We start from the raw sequence: 20,932 nt of genomic DNA, 5'->3' as shown, positions 1-20,932 counted from the left end.
CTTTATTCCTGAGTAGCGTTTTGCTTGTTAGGCGTGAAACCGTCTTTCCAGACCGTGCCGATCGAGATGTGGGTCAGTTTCTTCTTGCGGCCGTACCAGAGGTTCAGGAAGCCACGGGCCACGAACACGGCCGAGAACATCGAGGTCAGGATACCCAGGCAGTGCACCACGGCGAAGCCGCGGATTGCGCCCGAGCCGAAGACCAGCAGCGCCAGGCCGACGATCAGGGTGGTGACGTTGGAGTCGAAAATGGTGTCCCAGGCATGCTTGAAACCGGCCGAGATCGCCGCCTGCGGCGCGGCGCCCGCGCGCAACTCCTCGCGGATGCGCTCGTTGATCAGCACGTTGGCGTCAATCGCCATACCCAGCGCCAGCGCGATTGCCGCGATACCCGGCAGGGTCAGGGTGATCTGCATCATCGACAGCAAGGCCAGCAGGAACAGCACGTTGGCCGCCAGCGCCAGTGCGCTGAAGAAGCCGACCAGGTGGTAGTAAATGATCATGAAGATCGCGATCGCCACGAAGCCCCAGACCGTCGAATACAGGCCGCGCTCGATGTTCTCGGCGCCCAGCTGCGGGCCGATCACGCGTTCTTCGATGAATTCCATCGGCGCCGACAGCGCGCCCGAGCGCAGCAGCAGCGCCAGTTCGTTGGCGTCTTCCGAGGTGCCCATGTTGGTGATCTGGAAGGTCGAACCGAATTCGCTCTGGATGACCGGGGCCGACAGCACGCTGTACTTGCCCTTTTCCTTGAGCAGGATCGCCATGCGCTTGCCGATGTTGTCGCGGCTGGTCTGGCGCATGCGGCGGCCGCCGTCGCCGTTCAGGTCGAGCGAGACGGCAGGCTGCTGGTTGGAGTCGAAGCTGGCGACGGCGCTCGAGATCTGTTCGCCTGACAGCACGATGTCTTTCGACACCACGACCGGGGCGCCGCGGCCCTCGAGGAACAGTTCCGAGTTCAGCGGAATGGCCGCGGTCTGCTCGGTGCCCGGGGTGACGCTGTTGTCGACCATGCGCAATTCGAGGGTGGCGGTGCGGCCGATGATGTCCTTGGCGCGCGCCACGTCCTGCACACCAGGCAGTTGCACGATGATGCGGTCGGCGCCCTGCTGCTGGATCAGCGGCTCGGTGGTACCCAGTTCATTGATACGCTTGGACAGGGTGGCGATGTTCTGCTTGACGCCGTCTTCGACGGTGCGCTTGATCGCTTCCGGCTTCAGGGTCACGACCAGCTTCAGGTCGGTGCCGTCGGCGGTCTCGGCGAAGGCCAGCTCCGTCTGCTTTGCCAGCTCGGCGCGGGCGGCAGTGCGGATGGCGGCGTCGCGGAAGCGCACCTCCACGGAATTGCCGACGCGCTCGATGCCGGCGTGGCGGATGTTCTTGTCGCGCAGCTGGCTGCGGATAGTGGCCTGCAAGCCCTTAACCTTGGTCTCGAGCACGGCCTTGCCGTCGACCTGCAGCAGGAAGTGCACGCCGCCGCGCAGGTCAAGGCCGAGGTTCATCGGCCTGGCGCCGATTTTTTCCATCCAGGTCGGGGTGTTCTTGACCAGGTTGACCGTGACGATGTAATCCGGATTTTCCTGGTCGCGGTTCAGGTCGCGCTCGAGCGCGAGCTTGGCCTTGAACTGGGCGTCGGTGCTGGCGAAGCGGGCACGCACGGAAGTGCTGTTGCCGGCGCCTTCAAGGCTGACCGCGGTGGCCGGAACGCCGGCGCGCTTGAGTGCATCCGCAACCAGGCCGGTGGTGGCGCTGGTGACGTTGACCGTCGATTTGCCGGTAGTAACCTGCAACGCCGGCGATTCGCCGAAGTAGTTCGGCGCCGTGTACAGCGCGCCCAGCAGGAGCGCGACGGCAATCAGTAGATATTTCCAGACGGGATAGCGATTCATAGTGTTCCAGCGTTCGATGTTGAGCACGGAAACGGCCCCGGAGGGCCGCATGGGGTGCTTACAGGGCCTTCAGGGTGCCTTTTGGCAGCAGCGTCGTCACTGCGTTTTTCTGGACCACGATTTCGGTGCCGGTCGAGACTTCGATCGTCACATAGGTGTCCGCCACCTTGGTCACGCGGCCCAGGATGCCGCCTGCGGTCGCCACTTCGTCGCCCTTGGCCAGCGCATCCATCATCGCCTTCGCCTCACGCTGGCGCTTTTGCTGCGGGCGGATCATGAGGAAGTACATGACCACGAACATCAGGATCAGCGGCAGGAAGGTGGTGAGGCTACCCATGATGCCTGGATCAGTTGCGGCCGTGGTTTGCGCGTACGCGTTGGAAATGAACACAAGAACTCCAATTGTGAGATTAAAAAAATAAGCGGTGTATTCTAGCACCGGCGATGCGGCCCGGACCAATCTGGAGCCAGGTAGGTTCGCAATTCTTAATTGCAAGATGTTGCTGGAAAAATAAGCCAGGACTTGGGGTTAGACCCCGCGCGAGCGGTCAGCCGCGAACCTGATCCGGAACTCGTTGAACCCATCCACATCGATCGCATCGCGCATCTCCTGCATCAGCTTCAGGTAATAGTGCAGGTTGTGGATCGTATTGAGGCGCGCGCCCAAAATCTCGTTCGAGCGGTGCAGGTGATGCAAATAGGCGCGGGTGAAGTTCTTGCAGCAGTAGCAGTCACACGACTCGTCCAGCGGCGCCGTGTCTTCCTTGTAGCGCGCGTTCTTGATCTTCACGTCGCCGAAACGGGTGAACAGCCAGCCGTTGCGGGCATTCCGGGTCGGCATCACGCAGTCGAACATGTCGACGCCGTTGGCCACGCCGTCGACCAGGTCTTCCGGCGTACCGACGCCCATCAGGTAGTGCGGCTTGTTTTCCGGCAGGCGCGGGCCGACGTGGGCCAGGATGCGCTTCATGTCTTCTTTCGGCTCGCCCACCGACAGGCCGCCGATCGCCAGGCCCGGGAAGTTGATGTCTTCCAGGCCGGCCAGCGACTCGTCGCGCAGGTGCTCGTACATGCCGCCCTGGACGATGCCGAACAGCGCGTTCGGGTTCTCGCCGCCCTTGAATTCGTTCATCGAGCGCTGGGCCCAGCGCAGCGACATGCGCATCGACTTGGCCGCCTCTTCGGCCGTCGCGGGTCTCCCATCGATTTCGTAGGGGGTGCATTCGTCGAACTGCATCACGATGTCGGAGTTCAGCGAGCGCTGGATCTGCATCGAGATTTCCGGCGACAGGAACAGGCGCGAGCCGTCGATTGGCGAGGCGAACTTCACGCCCTCTTCCGTGATCTTGCGCATCGCACCGAGCGAAAACACCTGGAAGCCGCCCGAGTCGGTCAGGATCGGGCCGTCCCAGCCCATGAACTTGTGCAGGCCGCCGAACTTGTCGAGCACCTTTGTTCCCGGGCGCAGCCACAGGTGGAAGGTGTTCCCCAGGATGATCTGCGAGCCCACGGCCTTGAGCTCCGTCGGGTCCATCGCCTTGACCGAGCCATAGGTCCCGACCGGCATGAAGATCGGGGTTTCGATGGTGCCGTGGTTGAGCTTGAGGCGGCCGCGGCGCGCGTGCGACAGGCCGCTGGTGTCTTTTTTAAGCAGGGTAAATTCGAGCATCGGTATCTATTATCTGGAGGTCGTGGTCAGCAGCATGGCGTCGCCATAGCTGAAGAAGCGGTATTCGTTGGCGATCGCGTGGGCATAAGCCTTGCGGATCTCGGCATAGCCGGCAAAGGCCGACACCAGCATCAGCAGCGTCGACTTCGGCAGGTGGAAATTGGTCACCAGGCGGGTGACGGTCTTGAACGTGTAGCCCGGTGTGATGAACAGCGCGGTGTCCGCGCTGCCGGCAACCAGTTCGCCCGTCTGCGAGCCCGATTCCAGCGCGCGCAGGGAAGTGGTACCGACCGCCACCACGTCGCGCCCGGCCGCCTTGGCAGCGCGCACCGCGTCCACCGTCTCTTGCGGGATCGTGTACCACTCGGTATGCATCTGGTGCGCAGACAGGTCTTCCACGCGCACCGGCTGGAAGGTGCCCGCGCCCACGTGCAGGGTCACGTAGGCGAACTGGATGCCCTTCGCGGCCAGGCGGTCCAGCAGCGGCTGATCGAAATGCAGGCCGGCGGTCGGTGCGGCCACCGCGCCCGGCTCTTTCGAGTACACGGTCTGGTAGCGCTGCTCGTCGAACTCGTCGGCGGTGTGCTCGATATAGGGCGGCAGCGGCAGCCGGCCGTGGGCTTCGATCAGGTCGAACACGTCGCCCTCGAAATGCAGGGTGAAGAACTCGCCGGCGCGCTCGCCGGTGGTGACGTCGAAAGCGTCGGCCAGGCGGATGCGGTTGCCCGGCTTGGGCGACTTCGAGGCGCGCACCTGGGCCAGCACCGTGCGGTTGTCCAGCACGCGCTCGACCAGCACTTCGACCTGGCCGCCAGTCTCCTTGACGCCGAAGAAGCGCGCCTTGAGCACGCGCGTATTGTTCATCACCAGGAGGTCGCCCGGCTGGAGCTGGTCGAGGATGTCGGCAAAATGGCGGTCCGTGATGCGGTCGCCATCGAGCTGCAAGAGGCGCGAGGCGCTGCGGTCAGGGAGCGGCAACTGCGCGATCCGCTCTGGCGGCAAGTCGAAATCGAAATCGGAAAGCGAATACATTGTTGTCAATTCTGGGAAAATGGATGCTGACAGCCTTACAATAGAGGCTGCGTTGCGTGCGGCGAACCTTCTATTTTACGCCAGCAAAGCTAGAATGCCGCGATATGCCCGCCCCAAAGACACCTACCGCCCCAAAAACACTCGAATCGAAGCTCGCCCGGCTGGGCCTGCGCACCGACATGGACCTGGTGCTGCACCTGCCGATGCGCTACGAGGACGAGACCCAGGTGGTCTCGATCCGCGATGCGACGATGCGCGGCCTGCAGACCTGGCAGGTGGAAGGCGTCGTCACCAAGAACGAGATCACCTACAAGCCGCGCCGCCAGCTCCTGGTGCAGATCGCCGACGAGACGGGCGAGCTGCAACTGCGCTTCATGAACTTCTACGGCAGCCAGCTCAAGCAGATGGCCGAAGGCGTGCGTATCCGCGCGCGGGGCGAGCTCAAACACGGCTTCTTCGGCGCCGAGATGGTGCATCCCACCTATAAAGTGATCAACGAGGGCGCGCCGCTGCCCACTTCGCTCACGCCCGTGTATCCGTCCGGCGAAGGGCTGTCGCAAACCATCCTGCGCCGTGCGGTGGGCGACGCCATGAAACGGATCGACTGGCGCGACACCCTGCCCAACGCTTTCCTGAGCCGCCTGCATTTGTGGGACTTCGAGCCCTCGGTGCGCCTGTTGCACTATCCGCCGGCGGACGTGGACGAATACGCGCTCACCGAGCGAAGCCACCCGGCCTGGACCCGCATGAAGTTCGACGAGCTGCTGGCCCAGCAGCTGTCCATGAAACGGGCGCAGCGCGCCCGCCGCGAGAAAGGCGCCCCGACCTTGCGCGCGGTCGGCAAGTTGTCCGAATCCTTCCTGGCCGCCCTGCCCTTCCAGCTCACCGGCGCCCAGCAGCGCGTGGTGAAAGAGATCCGCGCCGACCTGGTTGAAAACTTCCCGATGCAGCGCCTGCTGCAGGGCGACGTCGGCAGCGGCAAGACCGTGGTCTCGGCGCTGGCCGCCGCGCAGGCGATCGACAGCGGCTACCAGGCCGCGCTGATGGCGCCCACCGAGATCCTGGCCGAGCAGCACTTCCGCAAGATCGCCGCCTGGATGGAGCCGCTCGGCGTGAAGGTCGCCTGGCTCACGGGCAGCCTCAAGAAAAAGGACAAGGAAGCGGCCAAGGAACTGATCGAGTCGGGCCAGGCCAACCTGGTGATCGGCACCCATGCGCTGATCCAGGACACGGTCAATTTCGCCAGGCTCGGCCTGGTGATCGTCGACGAACAGCACCGCTTCGGCGTCGGCCAGCGCCTCACGCTGCGCAACAAGGGCAGCGACGGCCTGGTGCCGCACCAGCTGATGATGTCGGCCACGCCGATCCCGCGCACCCTGGCCATGACCTATTACGCCGACCTCGAAGTGTCGGTGATCGACGAACTGCCCCCGGGGCGCAGCCCGATCGTCACGCGCGCCATCGACCAGAACCGGCGCGACGAGGTCATCGAACGGGTGCATGCGGCCGCGCAGGAAGGACGCCAGGTCTACTGGGTCTGCCCGCTGATCGAAGAATCCGAAGTACTGCAGCTGCAAACCGCCACCGAAACCTACGAGACCCTGGCCGAAGCCCTGCCCGACCTGGTGGTGGGCCTGGTGCATGGGCGCATGAAGCCGGCCGAAAAGCAGGCGGTCATGGACGCGTTCACGGCGGGCGAAGTACACGTGCTGGTGGCGACCACCGTGATCGAGGTGGGCGTGGACGTGCCGAATGCCTCGCTGATGGTGATCGAGCACGCCGAGCGTTTCGGCCTGTCGCAACTGCACCAGCTGCGCGGCCGCGTCGGCCGGGGTTCCGCTGCGAGCGTGTGCCTGCTCCTGTATCAAAGCCCGCTGGGCCAGGTGGCCAAGCAGCGCCTCTTGACCATGCGCGAAACCACCGACGGCTTCGAGATCGCGCGGCGCGACCTGGAAATCCGCGGCCCTGGTGAATTCCTCGGTGCGCGCCAGTCGGGCGAAGCGATGCTGCGCTTCGCCGACCTGGAAGCGGACCAGTGGATCGTGGACCAGGCGCGCGACGTGGCACAATACCTGCTCGACAGCGAGCGCCCGGAATACATGGCGATCGTGGATGCACATTTGTCGCGCTGGCTGGGCGGGCGTGAGGAATTCCTCAAGGTCTAGCATCCCAGCGGATTCGTTTTCAATCACTCACCAGGAAACCAGGCATGACGACAGTTCCGACCTTCACCGTGCGCCAGGCCGTGCTGGCCGATCTCGACCTGCTGGCGCCAATGCTGGACCAGTATCGCCAGTTCTACCAGCGCCCCAGCGACCTGGCGGCCGCGCGCAGCTTCCTGCTCGATCGCTTCAATCACGGTGAATCCGTCCTGTTCATCGCCCAGGATGGCGACATGGTCCTGGGCTTCACCCAGATGTACCCATCGTTTTCGTCGGTGTCGCTCAAGCGCGCGTTCGTCTTCAACGACCTGTTCGTGGCGGAGGCCGGGCGCCGACGCGGCGTGGGCAAGGCATTGATCGCGGCGGCGGCTTCGTATGCGAAGTCGCTCGACGCAAGGTTCCTCACCCTGTCGACCGCAAAAACCAACGAGGACGCGCAGGCCCTATACCGGTCGACCGGCTGGCAGCGCGAAGAGACCTTCGTCGGGTACACCTTGATGCTGCAGGACTAAGCCGCCTTTCTTCGTTTGCTGGCAGGCAGCTCGGCAGGCCTGTTGCCTGTATGCGGCGCTGTCCTATCGATTATGTTACGCCGCTCAAGCAGCCCGGCTGCCCGGCTCTTGCACGAATCGAACGGTGCAAGTCTTGTCGCCCGGACTGCTTAGCTTGAGGGATGGATAAGCGCGCAACATGTCGATCAGCTTCGGGTAACCGTAGTTCTTCGCCTTGAAACCCTGGGGCCTGCTGCCGAGATGGCCGCCCAGCAAAGACAGCTGCACCCTGCCATCCGGCGTGCATGCAGCTAGCTGCGAGACCGCATCGAGCATGAACTGTGGCAGCGTTTTCGTCTTGGTCGGCGGAGCGGCCGGCACCGCCGACAGCGGCCCAGGCGCAAGAGGCGCTTGCTTCGGCGCCGCCTTTGCCGGCTCGGCAGGGCAGAATTCAAAAAACCGCTCGCAAGCGCTACGTAATGCTTCCGGAGTCTTTGCCTCTCCGACCACATGGATCGCCGCGCCGCGTTCTCTGAGCTTGTGGCAAAGGTAGACAAAGTCGGAATCGCTTGTCACGATGACAAAGCTGTCTGCGCGGTTGTCGAGCAAGACCTCGAATGCATCCAGGGCAAGAGCGATATCGGACGTATTCTTTCCGTTCGCATACTGGAACTGGAGGCAGGGCGCGAACCCCATTCGCACGAGAGCGTCCTTCCACCGGTTGGCAAGCGTCGTGTGGTTGCCGTAGGCCCGCTTCAGGACCACACGGCCATAGACAGTAGCGCACCGCATCGCATAATCCAGGACCATCGGATTCGCGTTGTCGCAATCGATCATGATCGCAACGCGTTGGTCAGTCACCAATTTCAGCTCCCAGCATGAACATGTGCCATGGCGATGGTCAGGTACTGATCGCGCTGGTAAACGTCAGCCGGTTCCCGAACGGATCCTTCACCGACATGTCGCGCGTCCCCCACGGCATGTCCTCGACGCCGGGGCGGGCGTAGCCGTACTGCTTCGCGATCAGCTCGCGCTGGTAGGCATCGACGTCGCCGGTTTCGATGCGCATGGCCGCGCCGGGGCAGCAGTCGCCATGGTGTTCGCTCAGGTGCAGGATGCAGCCGTCGCGCGAGACCTGCAGGTAGAGCGGCAGCGTGGGCTCGAAGCGGTGCTCCCAGTCGACCTTGAAGCCGAGGAAATCGACGTAGAATTCGCGCGCCTTGGCTTCGTCGAAGATGCGGAGGATCGGCGTAACGGTGCGCAGTGTCATGTTATTCGCCCCGGGTCAGCTCGACGCCGTCGACGGTCATCTTCCACTGCTTGCCTTCGCGGTGCGGCGGCTTGCTGACGATGAAGGTGGAGCGCACGATGCCCCAGCCGACGTCGAAATGGTCGCCGTTGAAGCCCTGCAGCTCGAGGCTCAGGTCGAGCTTCTTGCCTGGCTGGTCGCGCTTGTACTTGACCTTGCCGTCCTGGGCCAGCGATAGCTGCATGTCCTTGCCCTGCCAGTTGCCGACATAGGCCGTCTTGTCTGCCGGGACGGGCGCGGCGTGGGCGGCGCTGCAGAGCAGGCCGGCAGCGAGGATGAGGGAAGAGGCGATGCGCATGGGGGCTCCACTGGATGAGGAAACGAAGTCCAGTATTCGCACACCCGGCTGCAATGTCAACATGCAGACGCCGGGCCATGCACAGCGCTTAGACGCGTCGTTTATGCGGCACGGTCGGCGCTGTAGGCCAGTCCGATCTGGCGCCGGATCTCGTCCATCACGCCCATCAGCGCCAGCGTTTCTCCCAGCCGCATGGCCGGGCTCTCGGTGAGGCCCGCCAGGAAGCAGCGCTGCGCTTCCATCACTTCGTGCACGTAGCCGTTGCCGAGGTACGGCGTGTCGACCGTGCGCGCGCTGCCGTCTTCCAGGGTGACAGTCACGCTGCGCGCGCGGTGGAACATCGTGTTCATGCGCACATGGCCGCGCGTGCCCGATACCGTCAGCTCGCATGGCGTGCGGGCCTGGAACGAGCAGCTGCATACCGAGATGCCACCGCCTTCGTGCCTGAGCGTGAAACCGGTCTGCACGTCCACGCCGGTGGCGCCCATCACGGCCTGCGCCTTGATTCCGGCCACGGGGCCGAGCAGCGCGGCCGCGATCGACAGCGGGTAGATGCCGAGGTCGAGCAGCGCGCCGCCGCCCAGTTCCGGATTGAAGACGCGGTGCTCGGGGCCGAAGCTGGCGGTGAAGCCAAAATCGGCCACGACCTGGCTCACTTCACCGATCTCGCCCGATAGAATGATGCGCCGCACCTCCTCGAAGGCCGGCAGGTAGCGCGTCCACATCGCCTCCATCAGGAACAGGCGGCGTGTGCGCGCGAGCGTGACCACCTGCTCGGCTTCGCGCAGGTTCATCGTGAACGGTTTCTCGACCAGCACGCCCTTCCCGGCGCGCAGCGCAGTCAAGGCATTGTCGGCATGCTGCGGGTGCGGCGTGGCGACATAGACCAGGTCGACGCCGTCGGAGTCGACCAGCTCCTGGTAGGAGCCGAAAGCTGCGGCGCCGCCGAATTCGTGGGCGAAACTTTGCGCCTTGTCGAGGCTGCGCGAGGCCACGGCAGCCAGCACGGCGCCCGGCACGTCCTTGAGCGCATCGGCAAAGGCGCGCGCGATCTTGCCGGTGCCGAGAATACCCCAGCGTACTGCGTGTGCCATTGGCTGTTCCTTGTCAGCTTGTCCGCTTCGGGCGGAAGACGGTGGTGTCGAGGTAAAAATCCTGGTCCTGTCCGGGCCACCAGCCCGGCACGCCGAGCACCGGCAGCGGCGTGAAGCCGGCTGTGCTCAAGCCCTCACGGGCTAGCTGCGCGGCCACGTGGGCGTCGAGCCAGGCGCGCTGCGCATCCGGCGCCAGCGAGAAGTACTCGTCCTCGACGAACAAGACCCGGGTATGCGCCGTGATCGCCTTGCGCGGCGCCACCAGCTTTTCCATCAGCGCGTGGCCGAACAACCAGACCTGGGCGACAGGGCCGAACAGGGCGCGCTTCTCGAACAGGGCGGCCAGCCAGCAGTGCGCGCGCAGCTCGTCCACCAGTGCACGTCCCCTGCTGTCGGCACGTACGACCAGCAGCGCGGCGTTCTCGTCGAAGATGGTGGCGGCGTCGCGCGCCGGACCGCGCGACTTGCCCACGCCCGCCTGGGCGATCTGGGCCGCCTGCAGGGCATTGAGCTGGCGCTTGATGAGCGGGAAGGTCTGCCAGACCAGTCCGTTGAAGAAGTCGTGCAGGTTGTCGCGCGTGGGGACCTGGCCGGTGGCGCCGATGAATTCCTCGTAGGCGGTACCTTCGGGCAGCGCGCCCTGGGGCACGAAGCGCAGCGGCAGGCCGCTATCGTTATGCAGCCCGAGCGCCGCCGCATTGCGGTTGAACGCCTCGATGAATTCGTCGCCCGTCAGCGCCAGCCGCGCGAACGCCGGCCGCACCGAGTCGTACCACGGGTGCGACCAGTCGATCTGCGCCAGCATCTGCGGCTTACACCATCTTCCAGTTGATGGTTTCGCCGGCGTTGAGCGGCACCAGCTGGTGCTTGCCGAACGGCAGGGTCTCGGGCAGGGTCCAGGCTTCGCGCTTGAGCGTGATTGAGCCCTCGTTGACCGGCAGGCCATAGAAGCCCGGGCCGTTCAGGCTGGCGAAGGCCTCCAGCTTGTCGAGCGCACCGGCCTGGGCGAAGGCCTCGGTGTACATCTCCATCGCGTGCAGCGCGGTGTAGCAGCCGGCGCAGCCGCAGGCGGCGTACTTGGTGTGCACCGCGTGCGGCGCCGAGTCGGTGCCCAGGAAAAAGCGCTCGTCGCCGCTGGTGGCGGCGGTGACCAGCGCCAGGCGGTGTTCTTCGCGCTTGAGGACCGGCAGGCAGTAATAGTGCGGGCGAATGCCGCCCTTGAAGATCTCGTTGCGGTTGTAGAGCAGGTGGTGGGCAGTGATGGTGGCCGCGATCGGGCCTTCGGCCTCGGCCACGTATTGCGCCGCTTCCTTGGTGGTGATGTGCTCGAACACGACCTTCAGCACCGGCATGTCGCGGCGCAGCGGGCGCATCACGCGCTCGATGAACACGGCTTCGCGGTCGAACAGGTCGATGTCGTGGTCGGTCACCTCGCCATGCACCAGCAGCGGCATGCCGACTTCCTGCATGGTTTCCAGCACCTTGTAGCAGTTGCGCAGGTCGGTCACGCCGGCATCGGAATTGGTGGTGGCGCCGGCAGGGTACAGCTTGACCGCGTGGATGAAGCCACTGTCCTGGGCGCGGCGGATCTCGTCCGGGTCGGTATTGTTGGTGAGATAAAGCGTCATCAGCGGCTCGAAGCGCATACCTTGGGGGAGAGCCGCCAGGATGCGGTCGCGGTAGGCGGCGGCTTGCGCGGTCGTGGTGACCGGTGGCTTGAGGTTCGGCATCACGATCGCGCGCGCGAACTGGCGCGCGGTATGCGGCAGGACGTCGGCCAGCGCCGCGCCGTCGCGCAGGTGCAGGTGCCAGTCGTCAGGGCGGGTGATGGTGATGCTATCTGGGGTCTCGATGGGGGACATGGCAGCTCTCGATTTTCGGATGCCGACATTTTACCCGCAGCGCCGCCCGGGCAGCGCGCCGCCGTCCATTCCGCCGTGCGCCTTGACTAATGAATAATACGGGCCAGGAATTCGCGCGCCCGTTCCGAACGGGTGGCGTTGAAGAACTCTTCCTTGGGACTGTCCTCGACGATGCTGCCGTGGTCCATGAAGACGATGCGGTCGGCCACCTTGCGCGCGAAGCCCATCTCGTGGGTGACGACCATCATCGTCATGCCCTCCTGCGCCAGCCCGACCATTACGTCGAGGACTTCGCCGATCATTTCGGGGTCGAGCGCGGACGTCGGCTCGTCGAACAGCATGGCTACCGGATCCATCGCCAGGGCGCGCGCGATCGCCACCCGTTGCTGCTGGCCGCCCGAGAGCTGGCCCGGGAATTTGTCTTGATGGGCCAGCAGGCCCACGCGGTCGAGGTATTTGAGTCCGCGCTCGAGCGCCTCGTCCTTGCTGCGGCCGAGCACCTTGACCTGGGCCAGCGTCAGGTTTTCGCGTACCGACAGGTGGGGGAAGAGCTCGAAGTTCTGGAACACCATGCCGATGCGCGCGCGCAGCTGCGGCAGTTTCGTCTTCGGGTCGCCGACCGAGATGCCGTCGACCCGCACGACGCCCTCCTGGAAGGGTTCGAGCCCGTTGACGGTCTTGATCAGGGTGGACTTGCCCGAGCCGGACGGCCCGCACACGACCACGACATCGCCGCGCGCGACCCGCGTGCTACATTCGCGCAGCACCTGGAAGTTGCCGTACCACTTGCTGACGTTCTCGATTTCGATCATGCGGTGCCTGTATATGCGCCCTTTTACAGGGCTTGTCGTACGCTGTTGCGTGCGCGCTTGCTGGTAATGTAAGCATGCTTGACAGCATTTCCAGCGCCAAGGATACTTCGGAACTTGCCATATTCTACAGAACGAACTGGCCGTTTCCCCTCTTGAAGCCAGCGTCATGCCCCAATAAATCCGCCAGCGACAGCCCTCGCCTGCCGCCGGTCTTGCACAGGTCCACCGGAAGCTTTATGAACAATCGAAATCGCCTGACCATCTATATCCTGATCGGCCTCGCACTCGGGATCGTCGTCGGTTACTTCGCCAACGCCAATCTCGCCAATCCGGCCGGCTTCGCCGACGCGATGTCGCTGGTGACGACCCTGTTCCTCCGCCTGATCAAGATGATCATCGCACCGCTGGTTTTCGCGACCCTGGTGGTGGGCATCGCCAAGATGGGCGACGCCAAGGAAGTCGGCCGCATCGGCGTCAAGGCGCTGGGCTGGTTCGTGATCGCCTCGGTCATCTCGCTGTCGCTGGGCCTGATCCTGGTGAACCTGTTCCGTCCGGGCGATGCGATGGCGCTGTCGGGCGCGCTGCCGCCGGTCGGCACCTCGTCGGGCATCGTCACCACGAGCCTGACGCTGAAGGAATTCATCACCCACCTGGTGCCGTCGTCGATCGTGGACGGCATGGCCAAGAACGAGATCCTGCAGATCGTCGTGTTCTCGATCTTCTTCGGCACCGCTGCCGCGGCGGTGGGCGCGCGCGCCACGCCGCTGATCGATGCGGTCGACGGCGTCGCCCACATCATGCTCAAGGTGACCGGCTACGTCATGAACTTCGCGCCGATCGCCGTGTTCGCGGCAGTGGCCGGCATCATCGCCAAGAGCGGCCTGGGCGTGCTGTCGACCTACGGCATCTTCATGGCCGAGTTCTACCTCGGCATCGTCCTGCTGTGGGTGGTGCTGATCCTGATCGGCATGGCCTTCCTCGGTCCGCGCGTGCTGCGCCTGATCGCCGAACTGCGCGAGCCGACCCTGCTGGCCTTCTCGACCGCCTCGTCTGAAGCGGCCTTCCCGAAAACCCTGGAAGGCCTGGAGCGCTTCGGCGTCAAGAACCGCCTGGCCGCCTTCGTGCTGCCGATCGGTTACTCGTTCAACCTCGACGGCTCGATGATGTACTGCACCTTCGCCGCCGTGTTCATCGCCCAGGCCTACGGCATCGAACTCGACCTGGCGACCCAGATGACCATGATGCTGGTGCTGATGCTGACCTCGAAGGGCATGGCCGGCGTGCCGCGCGCTTCGCTGGTGGTGATTGCCGCCACCCTCGCCCAGTTCAACATCCCGGAAGCCGGCCTGCTGCTCCTGCTGGGCATCGACCACTTCCTGGACATGGCCCGTTCGGCCACCAACGTGATCGGCAACGGCATTGCGACCGCGGTCGTCGCCAAGTGGGAAGGCGAGCTGGGAGAGCCGGTCAAGGACGTCAGCGTCGCGCCGCTGCGCTGACGCGGGCAAGCACGATACCGAAGGCCTTCCAGTACGGGAGGCCTTTTTTACAAGCAGCCAAACTATAATGAGGAGCGGGACATGAAGCAGCTTTACGCGTTTGGCATGGTATTCGCAATAAGTGGCGCGCAGGCCGCCACCCAGACAGTCGATTGCGGCCGCCTGCTCGACGTGAAAAGCGGCGTCTGGCGCGAGCGCGTCAGCATCGTGGTGGAGAACGGCGAAATCAAGTCGATCGGCCCGATGACCCAGGCGCTGGGCAATATCGACCTGTCGCGCCAGTCCTGCCTGCCGGGCCTGATCGACATGCACGTGCACCTCAGCTTTGAAACCCAGCCTGCGGTGGATTCCTACCGCGACCGCCTCACCGCCGACCCGGCCGACATGGCCTACCGCTCGGTGAAATTCGCCGAGCGCACCCTGATGGCCGGCTTCACCACGGTGCGCGACCTCGGTGCGGAGGACGCCCTGAACGTCTCGCTCAAGCGCGCCATCGCCGCCGGCTCGATCCCCGGCCCGCGCATGTTCACCGCCGGGACGTCGATCGCCACCACCGGCGGCCATGCCGACCCGACCAACAACCTGTCGCACTTCCTGGGCGAGAAAATCGGCACGCCCGGCCCGGAACGGGGCGTAATCGACAGCCCCGAGCAGGGTCGCCAGGCCGTGCGCGCCCGCTACAAGGAAGGCGCGGACCTGATCAAGATCACCGCCACCGGCGGGGTGCTGAGCCAGGCCGCCAACGGGCAGAACTCGCAGTACACCGAGGACGAGCTGCGCGCGATCGTCAGCACCGCCAAGGACTATGGCTTCCGCGTCGCGGCTCACGCGCACGGCGCCGAAGGCATGAAACGGGCGCTGCGCGCCGGCGTCGATTCGATCGAGCACGGCACGCTGATGGACGACGAAACCATCCTTCTCTTCAAGAAGACCGGCCACTGGTACGTGCCGACCATCTCGGCCGGCCGCTACGTGGCCGACAAGGCCAGAATCGACGGCTACTACTCGGCGCTGGTGCGCCCGAAGGCCGCCGCCATCGGGCCGCAGCTGCAAGCCACTTTCGCCCGCGCCCACAAGGCCGGCGTGAAGATCGCCTTCGGCACCGATGCCGGCGTGTTCCCGCATGGCGAAAACGCCAAGGAATTCGGCTACATGGTGGAAGCGGGCATGTCGCCGCTGGAATCGATCCGCGCGGCGACGCTGCACGCGGCCGAACTGCTCGACCAGCCCAAGCGCCTCGGTTCGGTCGAGCCGGGCTTCGCGGCCGACATCATCGCCGTCGACGGCGACCCGCTGCGCGACGTGAAACTGCTCGAACAGGTGAAATTTGTGATGAAAGACGGCGTCGTCTACAAGAAGCTGTAAGGCGCCACGTATAAAGACAAGGAGAGACCATGCAATTCCAGAAGACCAAGCACGCGGCAGCTTCGCTGTTCGCATTCCTGTTCATGCTTACCGGCGCCGTGCAGGCGCAGCAGGCGAAGCTGCCGAACGTGACCATCCTGGCCACCGGCGGCACCATCGCCGGCACCGGCGCCACCAGCACCACGACGGTGGGCTATACCGCCGCCACCGTCGGCGTGCAGGCGCTGATCCAGGCCGTGCCCGAGATCACCAAGGTCGCCAACGTCAGCGGCGAGCAGGTGTTCCAGATCGCCAGCGAGAACATGGGCAACGAGCACTGGCTGATCCTGGCCAAGCGCGTCAACGTGCTGCTGGCCCAGCCGAACGTCGACGGCATCGTCATCACCCACGGCACCGACACGCTCGAAGAAACGGCCTATTTCCTGAACCTGGTCGTCAAAAGCAGGAAGCCGGTGGTGGTGGTGGGCTCGATGCGCCCGTCCACGGCCCTGTCGGCCGACGGTCCGATCAACCTGTACAACGCGGTGCAACTGGCCGGCTCGCAAGAGGCTGTCGGACGCGGCGTCCTGGTGGCGATGAACGACCAGATCAACGGCGCGCGCGACGTCACCAAGTCGAACACGACGACGGCCGACACCTTCAAGGCGTCGGAACTGGGCATGCTCGGCTATATCCAGGGCGGCAAGCCGTATTTCTATCGCACCGCCACCCGCCGCCACACGGTCGATACCGAGTTCGACGTGATGAACCTGTCCGTCTTGCCGCAGGTCGAAGTCGCCTATGCGCATGCAAACGTCGGGCCGGTGGCGATCGACGCGCTGGTGGCCTCGGGCGCCAGGGGATTGGTCCATGCGGGCGTCGGTAATGGCTCGCTGCCGGCCAAGGTGCGTCCTGCTTTGTCCGCTGCGCGCAAGAAGGGCGTGATCATCGTGCGCTCGGCACGGGTCGGCCAGGGCATCGTGGCGCGCAATGGCGAGGCCAATGACGACGAGCTCGATTTCGTGGCGGGGGATAACCTGTCGCCGCAGAAGGCGCGGATCTTGCTGATGCTGGCGTTGACGAAGACGAGCGGCACCAAGGAGATTCAGCGGATGTTTTCTACCTACTGATTGTCAGGACACGTCCGTCAGCACGTCATCCCGGCGCAGGCCGGGATCCAAGTTTGCACGCGCTCAGATACGGCTTGCTTACTCACAGCACGACGGAATTGGGTCCCGGCCTTCGCCGGGACGACGGTCTTGAGGGTAACGATGAAAACGAAGTAGCGGCCTCACAACTGCCGTCCCGCCCCCCTCCCTACTTCGCCAACTCCAGCGGCGGCGACGCCAACTCCTCATCCGGCCGCGCCAGCTGCCGTTCCCACATCTGCGCATACAAACCGCGCGCCGCCAGCAGCGTGCCGTGCGTGCCGCGCTCGACGATCTTGCCGTGATCGAGCACGATGATCTGCTGCGCATCCGCGATGGTCGACAGGCGGTGCGCGATCACCAGGGTGGTGCGGTCTTTCGCGATCTCTTTCAGCTGCGCCTGGATCGCCTGCTCGGCCTTGGAGTCGAGCGCCGACGTCGCCTCGTCGAAGATCAGGATCGCCGGGTTTTTCAATAAGGTCCGGGCAATCGCCACGCGCTGTTTCTCGCCGCCCGACAGCTTCAGGCCGCGCTCGCCCACCATGGTCTTGTACCCGTCCGGCAGGCTTTCGATGAAATCGTGGATCGACGCCGCGCGCGCCGCCGCGACGATGTCCTCGTGCGAGGCGCCAGGTTTGCCATAGGCGATGTTGTATTCGATGCTGTCGTTGAACAGCACCGTGTCCTGCGGCACGATGCCGATCGCCGCGCGCAGCGAAGCTTGCGTGATGGCGCGCAGGTCCTGGCCGTCGATGCGGATCGACCCGCCGTTGACGTCATAGAAGCGGAACAGCAGGCGCGACAGGGTCGACTTGCCCGAGCCGCTGTGGCCCACCACTGCCGTCGTGGTGCCTGCGGGGATGGTGAAGTCGACGTCGAACAGGATCTGGCGCTTGGCTTCGTAGCTGAACTCGACGTGCGAGAACTCGACCCGGGCGCCCTTGACGGGATCCGTCACGAGCGGCTGGGCGCCGGGACTGTCGGCCACTTCGCGGTTCTGGTCGAGCAGCGAGAACAGGCGCTCCATGTCGGCCAGGCTCTGCTTGATCTCGCGGTAGATCACGCCCAGGAAGTTCAGCGGGATGTACAACTGGATCATGAAGGAGTTCACCAGCACCAGGTCGCCCAGGGTCATGGTGCCGGCGATCACGCCTTCGGTGGCGCGCCACAGGATCAGGGTGACGGCGGTGGCGATGATAAGCGATTGGCCGGTGTTGAGCACCGACAGCGAAGTCTGCGAGCGCACCGCGGCGTTCTCGTAGCTCTGCAGGCCCTGGTCGTAGCGCTTGGCTTCGTAGTCTTCGTTGCCGAAGTATTTGACGGTCTCGTAATTGATCAGCGAATCGATGGCCTTGGTGTTGGCTTTCGAGTCGAGGTCGTTCATCGTGCGGCGGAAATGGGTGCGCCATTCGGTCACGATCACGGTGAACGCGATATAGCTGACCAGCGCCACGGCGGTGATGATGGTGAACCAGATGTCGTAGTTCAGCACCAGGTAGCCCAGCACCAGCGTGATCTCCACCAGGGTGGGCAGCACGTTGAACAGCGAGTAGGAGATGAGCGAATTGACGCCGCGGGTGCCGCGCTCGATGTCGCGCGTCATGCCGCCGGTCTGGCGGTTCAGGTGGAAGCGTAGCGACAGCGCGTGCAGGTGGCGGAATACTTGCAGGGCGATCGTGCGGACCGCGCGCTGGGTGACGCGCGCGAATAAAAATTCGCGCAGTTCGGTGAACAGCGTGGTGGACAGGCGCAGCAAGCCGTAGGCGATCAGCGCGCCCAGCGGCAGCACCAGCAGCGCCTTGGGATTGGCCGGGTCGATCGCGAGCTGGTCGATCAGCTGCTTGAGCACCAGCGGCACGCCGACGTTGGCCAGTTTTGCGCCGACCAGGGCGGCCAGCGCCGCCAGCACGCGCCACTTGTAGACCCACAGGTAGGGGAACAGCGTGCGCAGCGTGGCCCAGTCGTTGCGGGGCACGCCTTTCGAATCGGGTGGCAGGGGGACAGTACTGGCGGGGGTGCGTCGCATGGCAGGGCTTCTGGATTTATGGTTCAATTCGTGACGATTGTAGCTTTTACCGGAAAAACAAGATGACCACGCCCCAAAACACCCCACCCGCCCCGCACACGCGTCTGCCAGAAGGCAAGATGCCGGAACTGCGCGTGATGCCTGCGCCGTCCGACGCCAACGTGTACGGCGACGTGTTCGGCGGCTGGATCATGGCCCAGGTCGACGTCGCCGGCTCGCTGCCGGCCACCCGCCGCGCCAATGGCCGCGTGGCCACCATTGCCGTCAATTCCTTCCTGTTCAAGCAGCCCGTGTTCGTGGGCGATCTGCTGTCGTTCTACGCCAACATCGTCAAGGTCGGCAATACCTCGATCACCGTCTGCGTCGAGGTCTATGCCGAGCGCAACCGCCTGCAGTCCGATGTCGTGAAAGTGACCGAAGCGCAGCTGACCTATGTCGCCACCGGCCCGGACCGCAAGCCGCGCCAGCTGCCGCCGCTCGATTCGCTGATCTCGCGCGAATAAGGCGCCATGCCGACGCGCCGGCATTTCCTGTTAGATGGCGCACGCCTGTCGGCAGCGCTGTCGAGCGTGTCATTGGCCGCCTGCGCCTCGTCCGGCAAAGGCCCCTACCCGTTCAGCCTGGGCGTGGCCTCCGGCTCGCCGCTGCCCGATTCGGTGATCCTGTGGACGCGCATCCTGAGCGATCCGCTGGGCGCCGCGCCGATGGCGCCCGTGGCGATGCCGGTGCGCTGGGAAGTGGCGAGCGATGAGGCCTTCCGCAGCATTGCGGCCAGCGGCACCGCCGTCGCGGCGCCGGAACTGGCCCACAGCGTCCACGTCGACGTGAAAGCCCTGGCTCCCGACCGGCCCTACTGGTACCGCTTCATGCTGGGCGACGCCGTCAGCCCGGTCGGCCGCACGCGCACCGCGCCCGGCCGCGACAGCATGCCGGGCATGCTCAAGCTGGCCGTCGCCTCCTGCCAGCATTGGGAATTCGGCAGCTATGCGGCGCACCGCCACATCGCGGCCGCCAATCCCGACCTGGTCGCCTTCCTGGGCGACTACATCTACGAATGGGGCCCCTACCAGCTGCGTCACCCGGCGCGCGCGGTGCGCAGCAACGAGTCGTTCACGCTGCAGGAGTACCGCAAGCGCTACGCGCAGTACAAGAGCGACCCGGACCTGCAGGCGGCGCACCACGCCGCGCCCTGGATCGTGACCTGGGACGACCACGAGGTCGGCAACGACTACGCCGCCCTGCGCGACGAGCGCTTAGCAAGCGACTTCGCGGCGCGCCGGGCAGCGGCCTACCAGGCCTTCTACGAGCACATGCCGCTGCGCCTGCCCCAGGTAAGGCGTGACGGCTTCGGCGCCGTGCCGCTGTTCCAGCGCTACGACTGGGGACGGCTGGCGCGCTTCCACGTGCTCGACGACCGCCAGTACCGCTCGCCGCAGGTGTGCGCCAAATCGAGCACCCGCGGCGGCTCGAACGCAGTGTTCGCACGCGGCTGCGAAGCGCTGCGCGATCCGCGCCGCACGATGCTGGGCCTTGATCAGGAAGCCTGGCTGGAATCCGGCCTGGCGACCTCGCGCGCGAAGTGGAACATCCTGGCCCAGCAGACCCTGATGGCGCAGTCGAGCAGCGTGCCGGTGCTCACGCCGGATGATGGCCGCTTCTGGACCGATGGCTGGGACGGCTATCCGGCGGCGCGCCGGCGCCTGCTCGACACCATCGTGAAACACGGCGCCCACAACCCGCTGGTGCTGGGCGGCGACGTGCACACCTTCTATGCGGCCTCGCTGCGGCCGGACTTTTCCAAAGCCGTGTCGAAGCAGAACCCGGTGGTGGCGACCGAGTTCGTGGGCACTTCGGTGACCTCGAGTTCGCGCCCGCAGCAGCGCACCCTGGCGCAGATGGAAAACAATCCGCACATGCTGTACGGGCGCAGCGACAAGCGCGGCTACCTGCTGCTGGAGATCACGCCGAAACAGGCGGTGGCGCGCTGCATGGGCCTGGACGACGTGCACGATGCGAAGTCGGCGATCGGGCAGCTGGCGGCGTTCAGGGTGGATGATGGGGTGGCGGGGGCGATGCGGCTGGGCTGAGGTGGTGCGGTGCGGAATTGGGGTGACGGTCTTTAAGCAAGCTAAACAGGACGCGACCGTAGTCCGCTACCTGTAAACGTCATCCCGGCGAAGGCCCACTGCTGTCCGGAATAATTTGTAGGGAAATCGCTGAAAGGGTTGCAGGGAGTGGGTTACGGGCGTATACCCGAAGTCGCCAAACTTAAAACTCAAACCCTGCAACATGTTCAG

19 protein-coding genes are annotated in these 20,932 nt (G+C 65.0%); 7 read left to right on the top strand and 12 right to left on the bottom strand.

What is annotated here, in order from left to right; genetic code table 11:
- Positions 1-2: 2 nt before the first annotated feature.
- The 4 genes from secD to queA form a co-directional block, all read right to left on the bottom strand.
- Positions 3-1,889: a protein translocase subunit SecD gene (gene secD / locus AC56LR_RS16815; protein WP_497131968.1), complete on the bottom strand. Its 1,887-nt coding sequence runs from the start codon at positions 1,887-1,889 to the stop codon at positions 3-5.
- Between the two features lie 58 nt (positions 1,890-1,947).
- Complete coding sequence (yajC, locus tag AC56LR_RS16810; protein WP_497131967.1) at positions 1,948-2,280, bottom strand: preprotein translocase subunit YajC; 333 nt, start codon at positions 2,278-2,280, stop codon at positions 1,948-1,950.
- A 138-nt stretch (positions 2,281-2,418) separates the two neighbouring features.
- Positions 2,419-3,558, bottom strand: a complete 1,140-nt coding sequence (gene tgt, locus AC56LR_RS16805) for a tRNA guanosine(34) transglycosylase Tgt (protein ID WP_497131966.1) — start codon at positions 3,556-3,558, stop codon at positions 2,419-2,421.
- A 9-nt stretch (positions 3,559-3,567) separates the two neighbouring features.
- Positions 3,568-4,590, bottom strand: a complete 1,023-nt coding sequence (gene queA / locus AC56LR_RS16800; protein ID WP_497131965.1) for a tRNA preQ1(34) S-adenosylmethionine ribosyltransferase-isomerase QueA — start codon at positions 4,588-4,590, stop codon at positions 3,568-3,570.
- A gap of 104 nt (positions 4,591-4,694) precedes the next feature.
- Between queA and recG the strand changes: the two genes are divergently transcribed.
- Complete coding sequence (recG, locus tag AC56LR_RS16795) at positions 4,695-6,755, top strand: ATP-dependent DNA helicase RecG (protein ID WP_497131964.1); 2,061 nt, start codon at positions 4,695-4,697, stop codon at positions 6,753-6,755.
- A 44-nt stretch (positions 6,756-6,799) separates the two neighbouring features.
- A complete protein-coding gene (locus tag AC56LR_RS16790) occupies positions 6,800-7,264 on the top strand; it encodes a GNAT family N-acetyltransferase (RefSeq protein WP_497131963.1) in 465 nt (154 codons plus the stop codon).
- A gap of 84 nt (positions 7,265-7,348) precedes the next feature.
- Here AC56LR_RS16790 and AC56LR_RS16785 read toward each other — a convergent pair whose 3' ends face one another.
- From AC56LR_RS16785 to AC56LR_RS16755, 7 genes are all read right to left on the bottom strand, one after another.
- The gene (locus AC56LR_RS16785; RefSeq protein ID WP_497131962.1) at positions 7,349-8,104 is read right to left on the bottom strand and encodes an NYN domain-containing protein; all 756 of its coding nucleotides are present in this window, start codon (positions 8,102-8,104) and stop codon (positions 7,349-7,351) included.
- A gap of 40 nt (positions 8,105-8,144) precedes the next feature.
- A complete protein-coding gene (locus AC56LR_RS16780; protein ID WP_497131961.1) occupies positions 8,145-8,513 on the bottom strand; it encodes a glyoxalase superfamily protein in 369 nt (122 codons plus the stop codon).
- Position 8,514: 1 nt separating this feature from the next.
- Positions 8,515-8,850, bottom strand: coding sequence for a hypothetical protein (locus AC56LR_RS16775; RefSeq protein WP_497131960.1), 336 nt, complete (start codon positions 8,848-8,850; stop codon positions 8,515-8,517).
- 101 nt (positions 8,851-8,951) lie between these two features.
- Positions 8,952-9,944, bottom strand: coding sequence for a Gfo/Idh/MocA family protein (locus tag AC56LR_RS16770; protein WP_497131959.1), 993 nt, complete (start codon positions 9,942-9,944; stop codon positions 8,952-8,954).
- 13 nt (positions 9,945-9,957) lie between these two features.
- Entirely contained in the window at positions 9,958-10,749 is a 792-nt protein-coding gene (locus AC56LR_RS16765; protein WP_497131958.1) for a DUF3025 domain-containing protein, read from the bottom strand.
- Positions 10,750-10,756: 7 nt separating this feature from the next.
- Entirely contained in the window at positions 10,757-11,806 is a 1,050-nt protein-coding gene (gene pyrC, locus AC56LR_RS16760) for a dihydroorotase (RefSeq protein ID WP_497131957.1), read from the bottom strand.
- Positions 11,807-11,892: 86 nt separating this feature from the next.
- Positions 11,893-12,618: an amino acid ABC transporter ATP-binding protein gene (locus AC56LR_RS16755; RefSeq protein WP_497131956.1), complete on the bottom strand. Its 726-nt coding sequence runs from the start codon at positions 12,616-12,618 to the stop codon at positions 11,893-11,895.
- Between the two features lie 236 nt (positions 12,619-12,854).
- Between AC56LR_RS16755 and AC56LR_RS16750 the strand changes: the two genes are divergently transcribed.
- The 3 genes from AC56LR_RS16750 to AC56LR_RS16740 all read left to right on the top strand — a co-directional run bounded on the left by AC56LR_RS16750 (position 12,855) and on the right by AC56LR_RS16740 (position 16,591).
- Positions 12,855-14,117 (top strand): dicarboxylate/amino acid:cation symporter, encoded by a 1,263-nt coding sequence (locus AC56LR_RS16750; protein WP_497131955.1) that lies wholly within the window; start codon positions 12,855-12,857, stop codon positions 14,115-14,117.
- Positions 14,118-14,198: 81 nt separating this feature from the next.
- Positions 14,199-15,482 carry a metal-dependent hydrolase family protein gene (locus tag AC56LR_RS16745; protein WP_497131954.1) on the top strand — a complete coding sequence of 428 codons (1,284 nt, stop codon included), beginning with the start codon at positions 14,199-14,201 and terminating at the stop codon, positions 15,480-15,482.
- A 29-nt stretch (positions 15,483-15,511) separates the two neighbouring features.
- Positions 15,512-16,591, top strand: a complete 1,080-nt coding sequence (locus tag AC56LR_RS16740; protein ID WP_497131953.1) for a type II asparaginase — start codon at positions 15,512-15,514, stop codon at positions 16,589-16,591.
- 187 nt (positions 16,592-16,778) lie between these two features.
- Here AC56LR_RS16740 and AC56LR_RS16735 read toward each other — a convergent pair whose 3' ends face one another.
- The gene (locus AC56LR_RS16735) at positions 16,779-18,635 is read right to left on the bottom strand and encodes an ABCB family ABC transporter ATP-binding protein/permease (protein WP_497131952.1); all 1,857 of its coding nucleotides are present in this window, start codon (positions 18,633-18,635) and stop codon (positions 16,779-16,781) included.
- Positions 18,636-18,697: 62 nt separating this feature from the next.
- On the opposite strand from AC56LR_RS16735, the gene AC56LR_RS16730 reads away from it, so the two are divergent.
- Positions 18,698-19,138 (top strand): acyl-CoA thioesterase, encoded by a 441-nt coding sequence (locus AC56LR_RS16730; protein WP_497131951.1) that lies wholly within the window; start codon positions 18,698-18,700, stop codon positions 19,136-19,138.
- Positions 19,139-19,144: 6 nt separating this feature from the next.
- Positions 19,145-20,722 (top strand): alkaline phosphatase D family protein, encoded by a 1,578-nt coding sequence (locus AC56LR_RS16725; protein WP_497131950.1) that lies wholly within the window; start codon positions 19,145-19,147, stop codon positions 20,720-20,722.
- Positions 20,723-20,932: the final 210 nt, after the last annotated feature.

The organism is Telluria sp. ZT3P39 (assembly GCF_059685935.1).
Note: the sequence above shows the minus strand (reverse complement) of the source record. Positions and strands in the feature narration are given on the sequence as shown.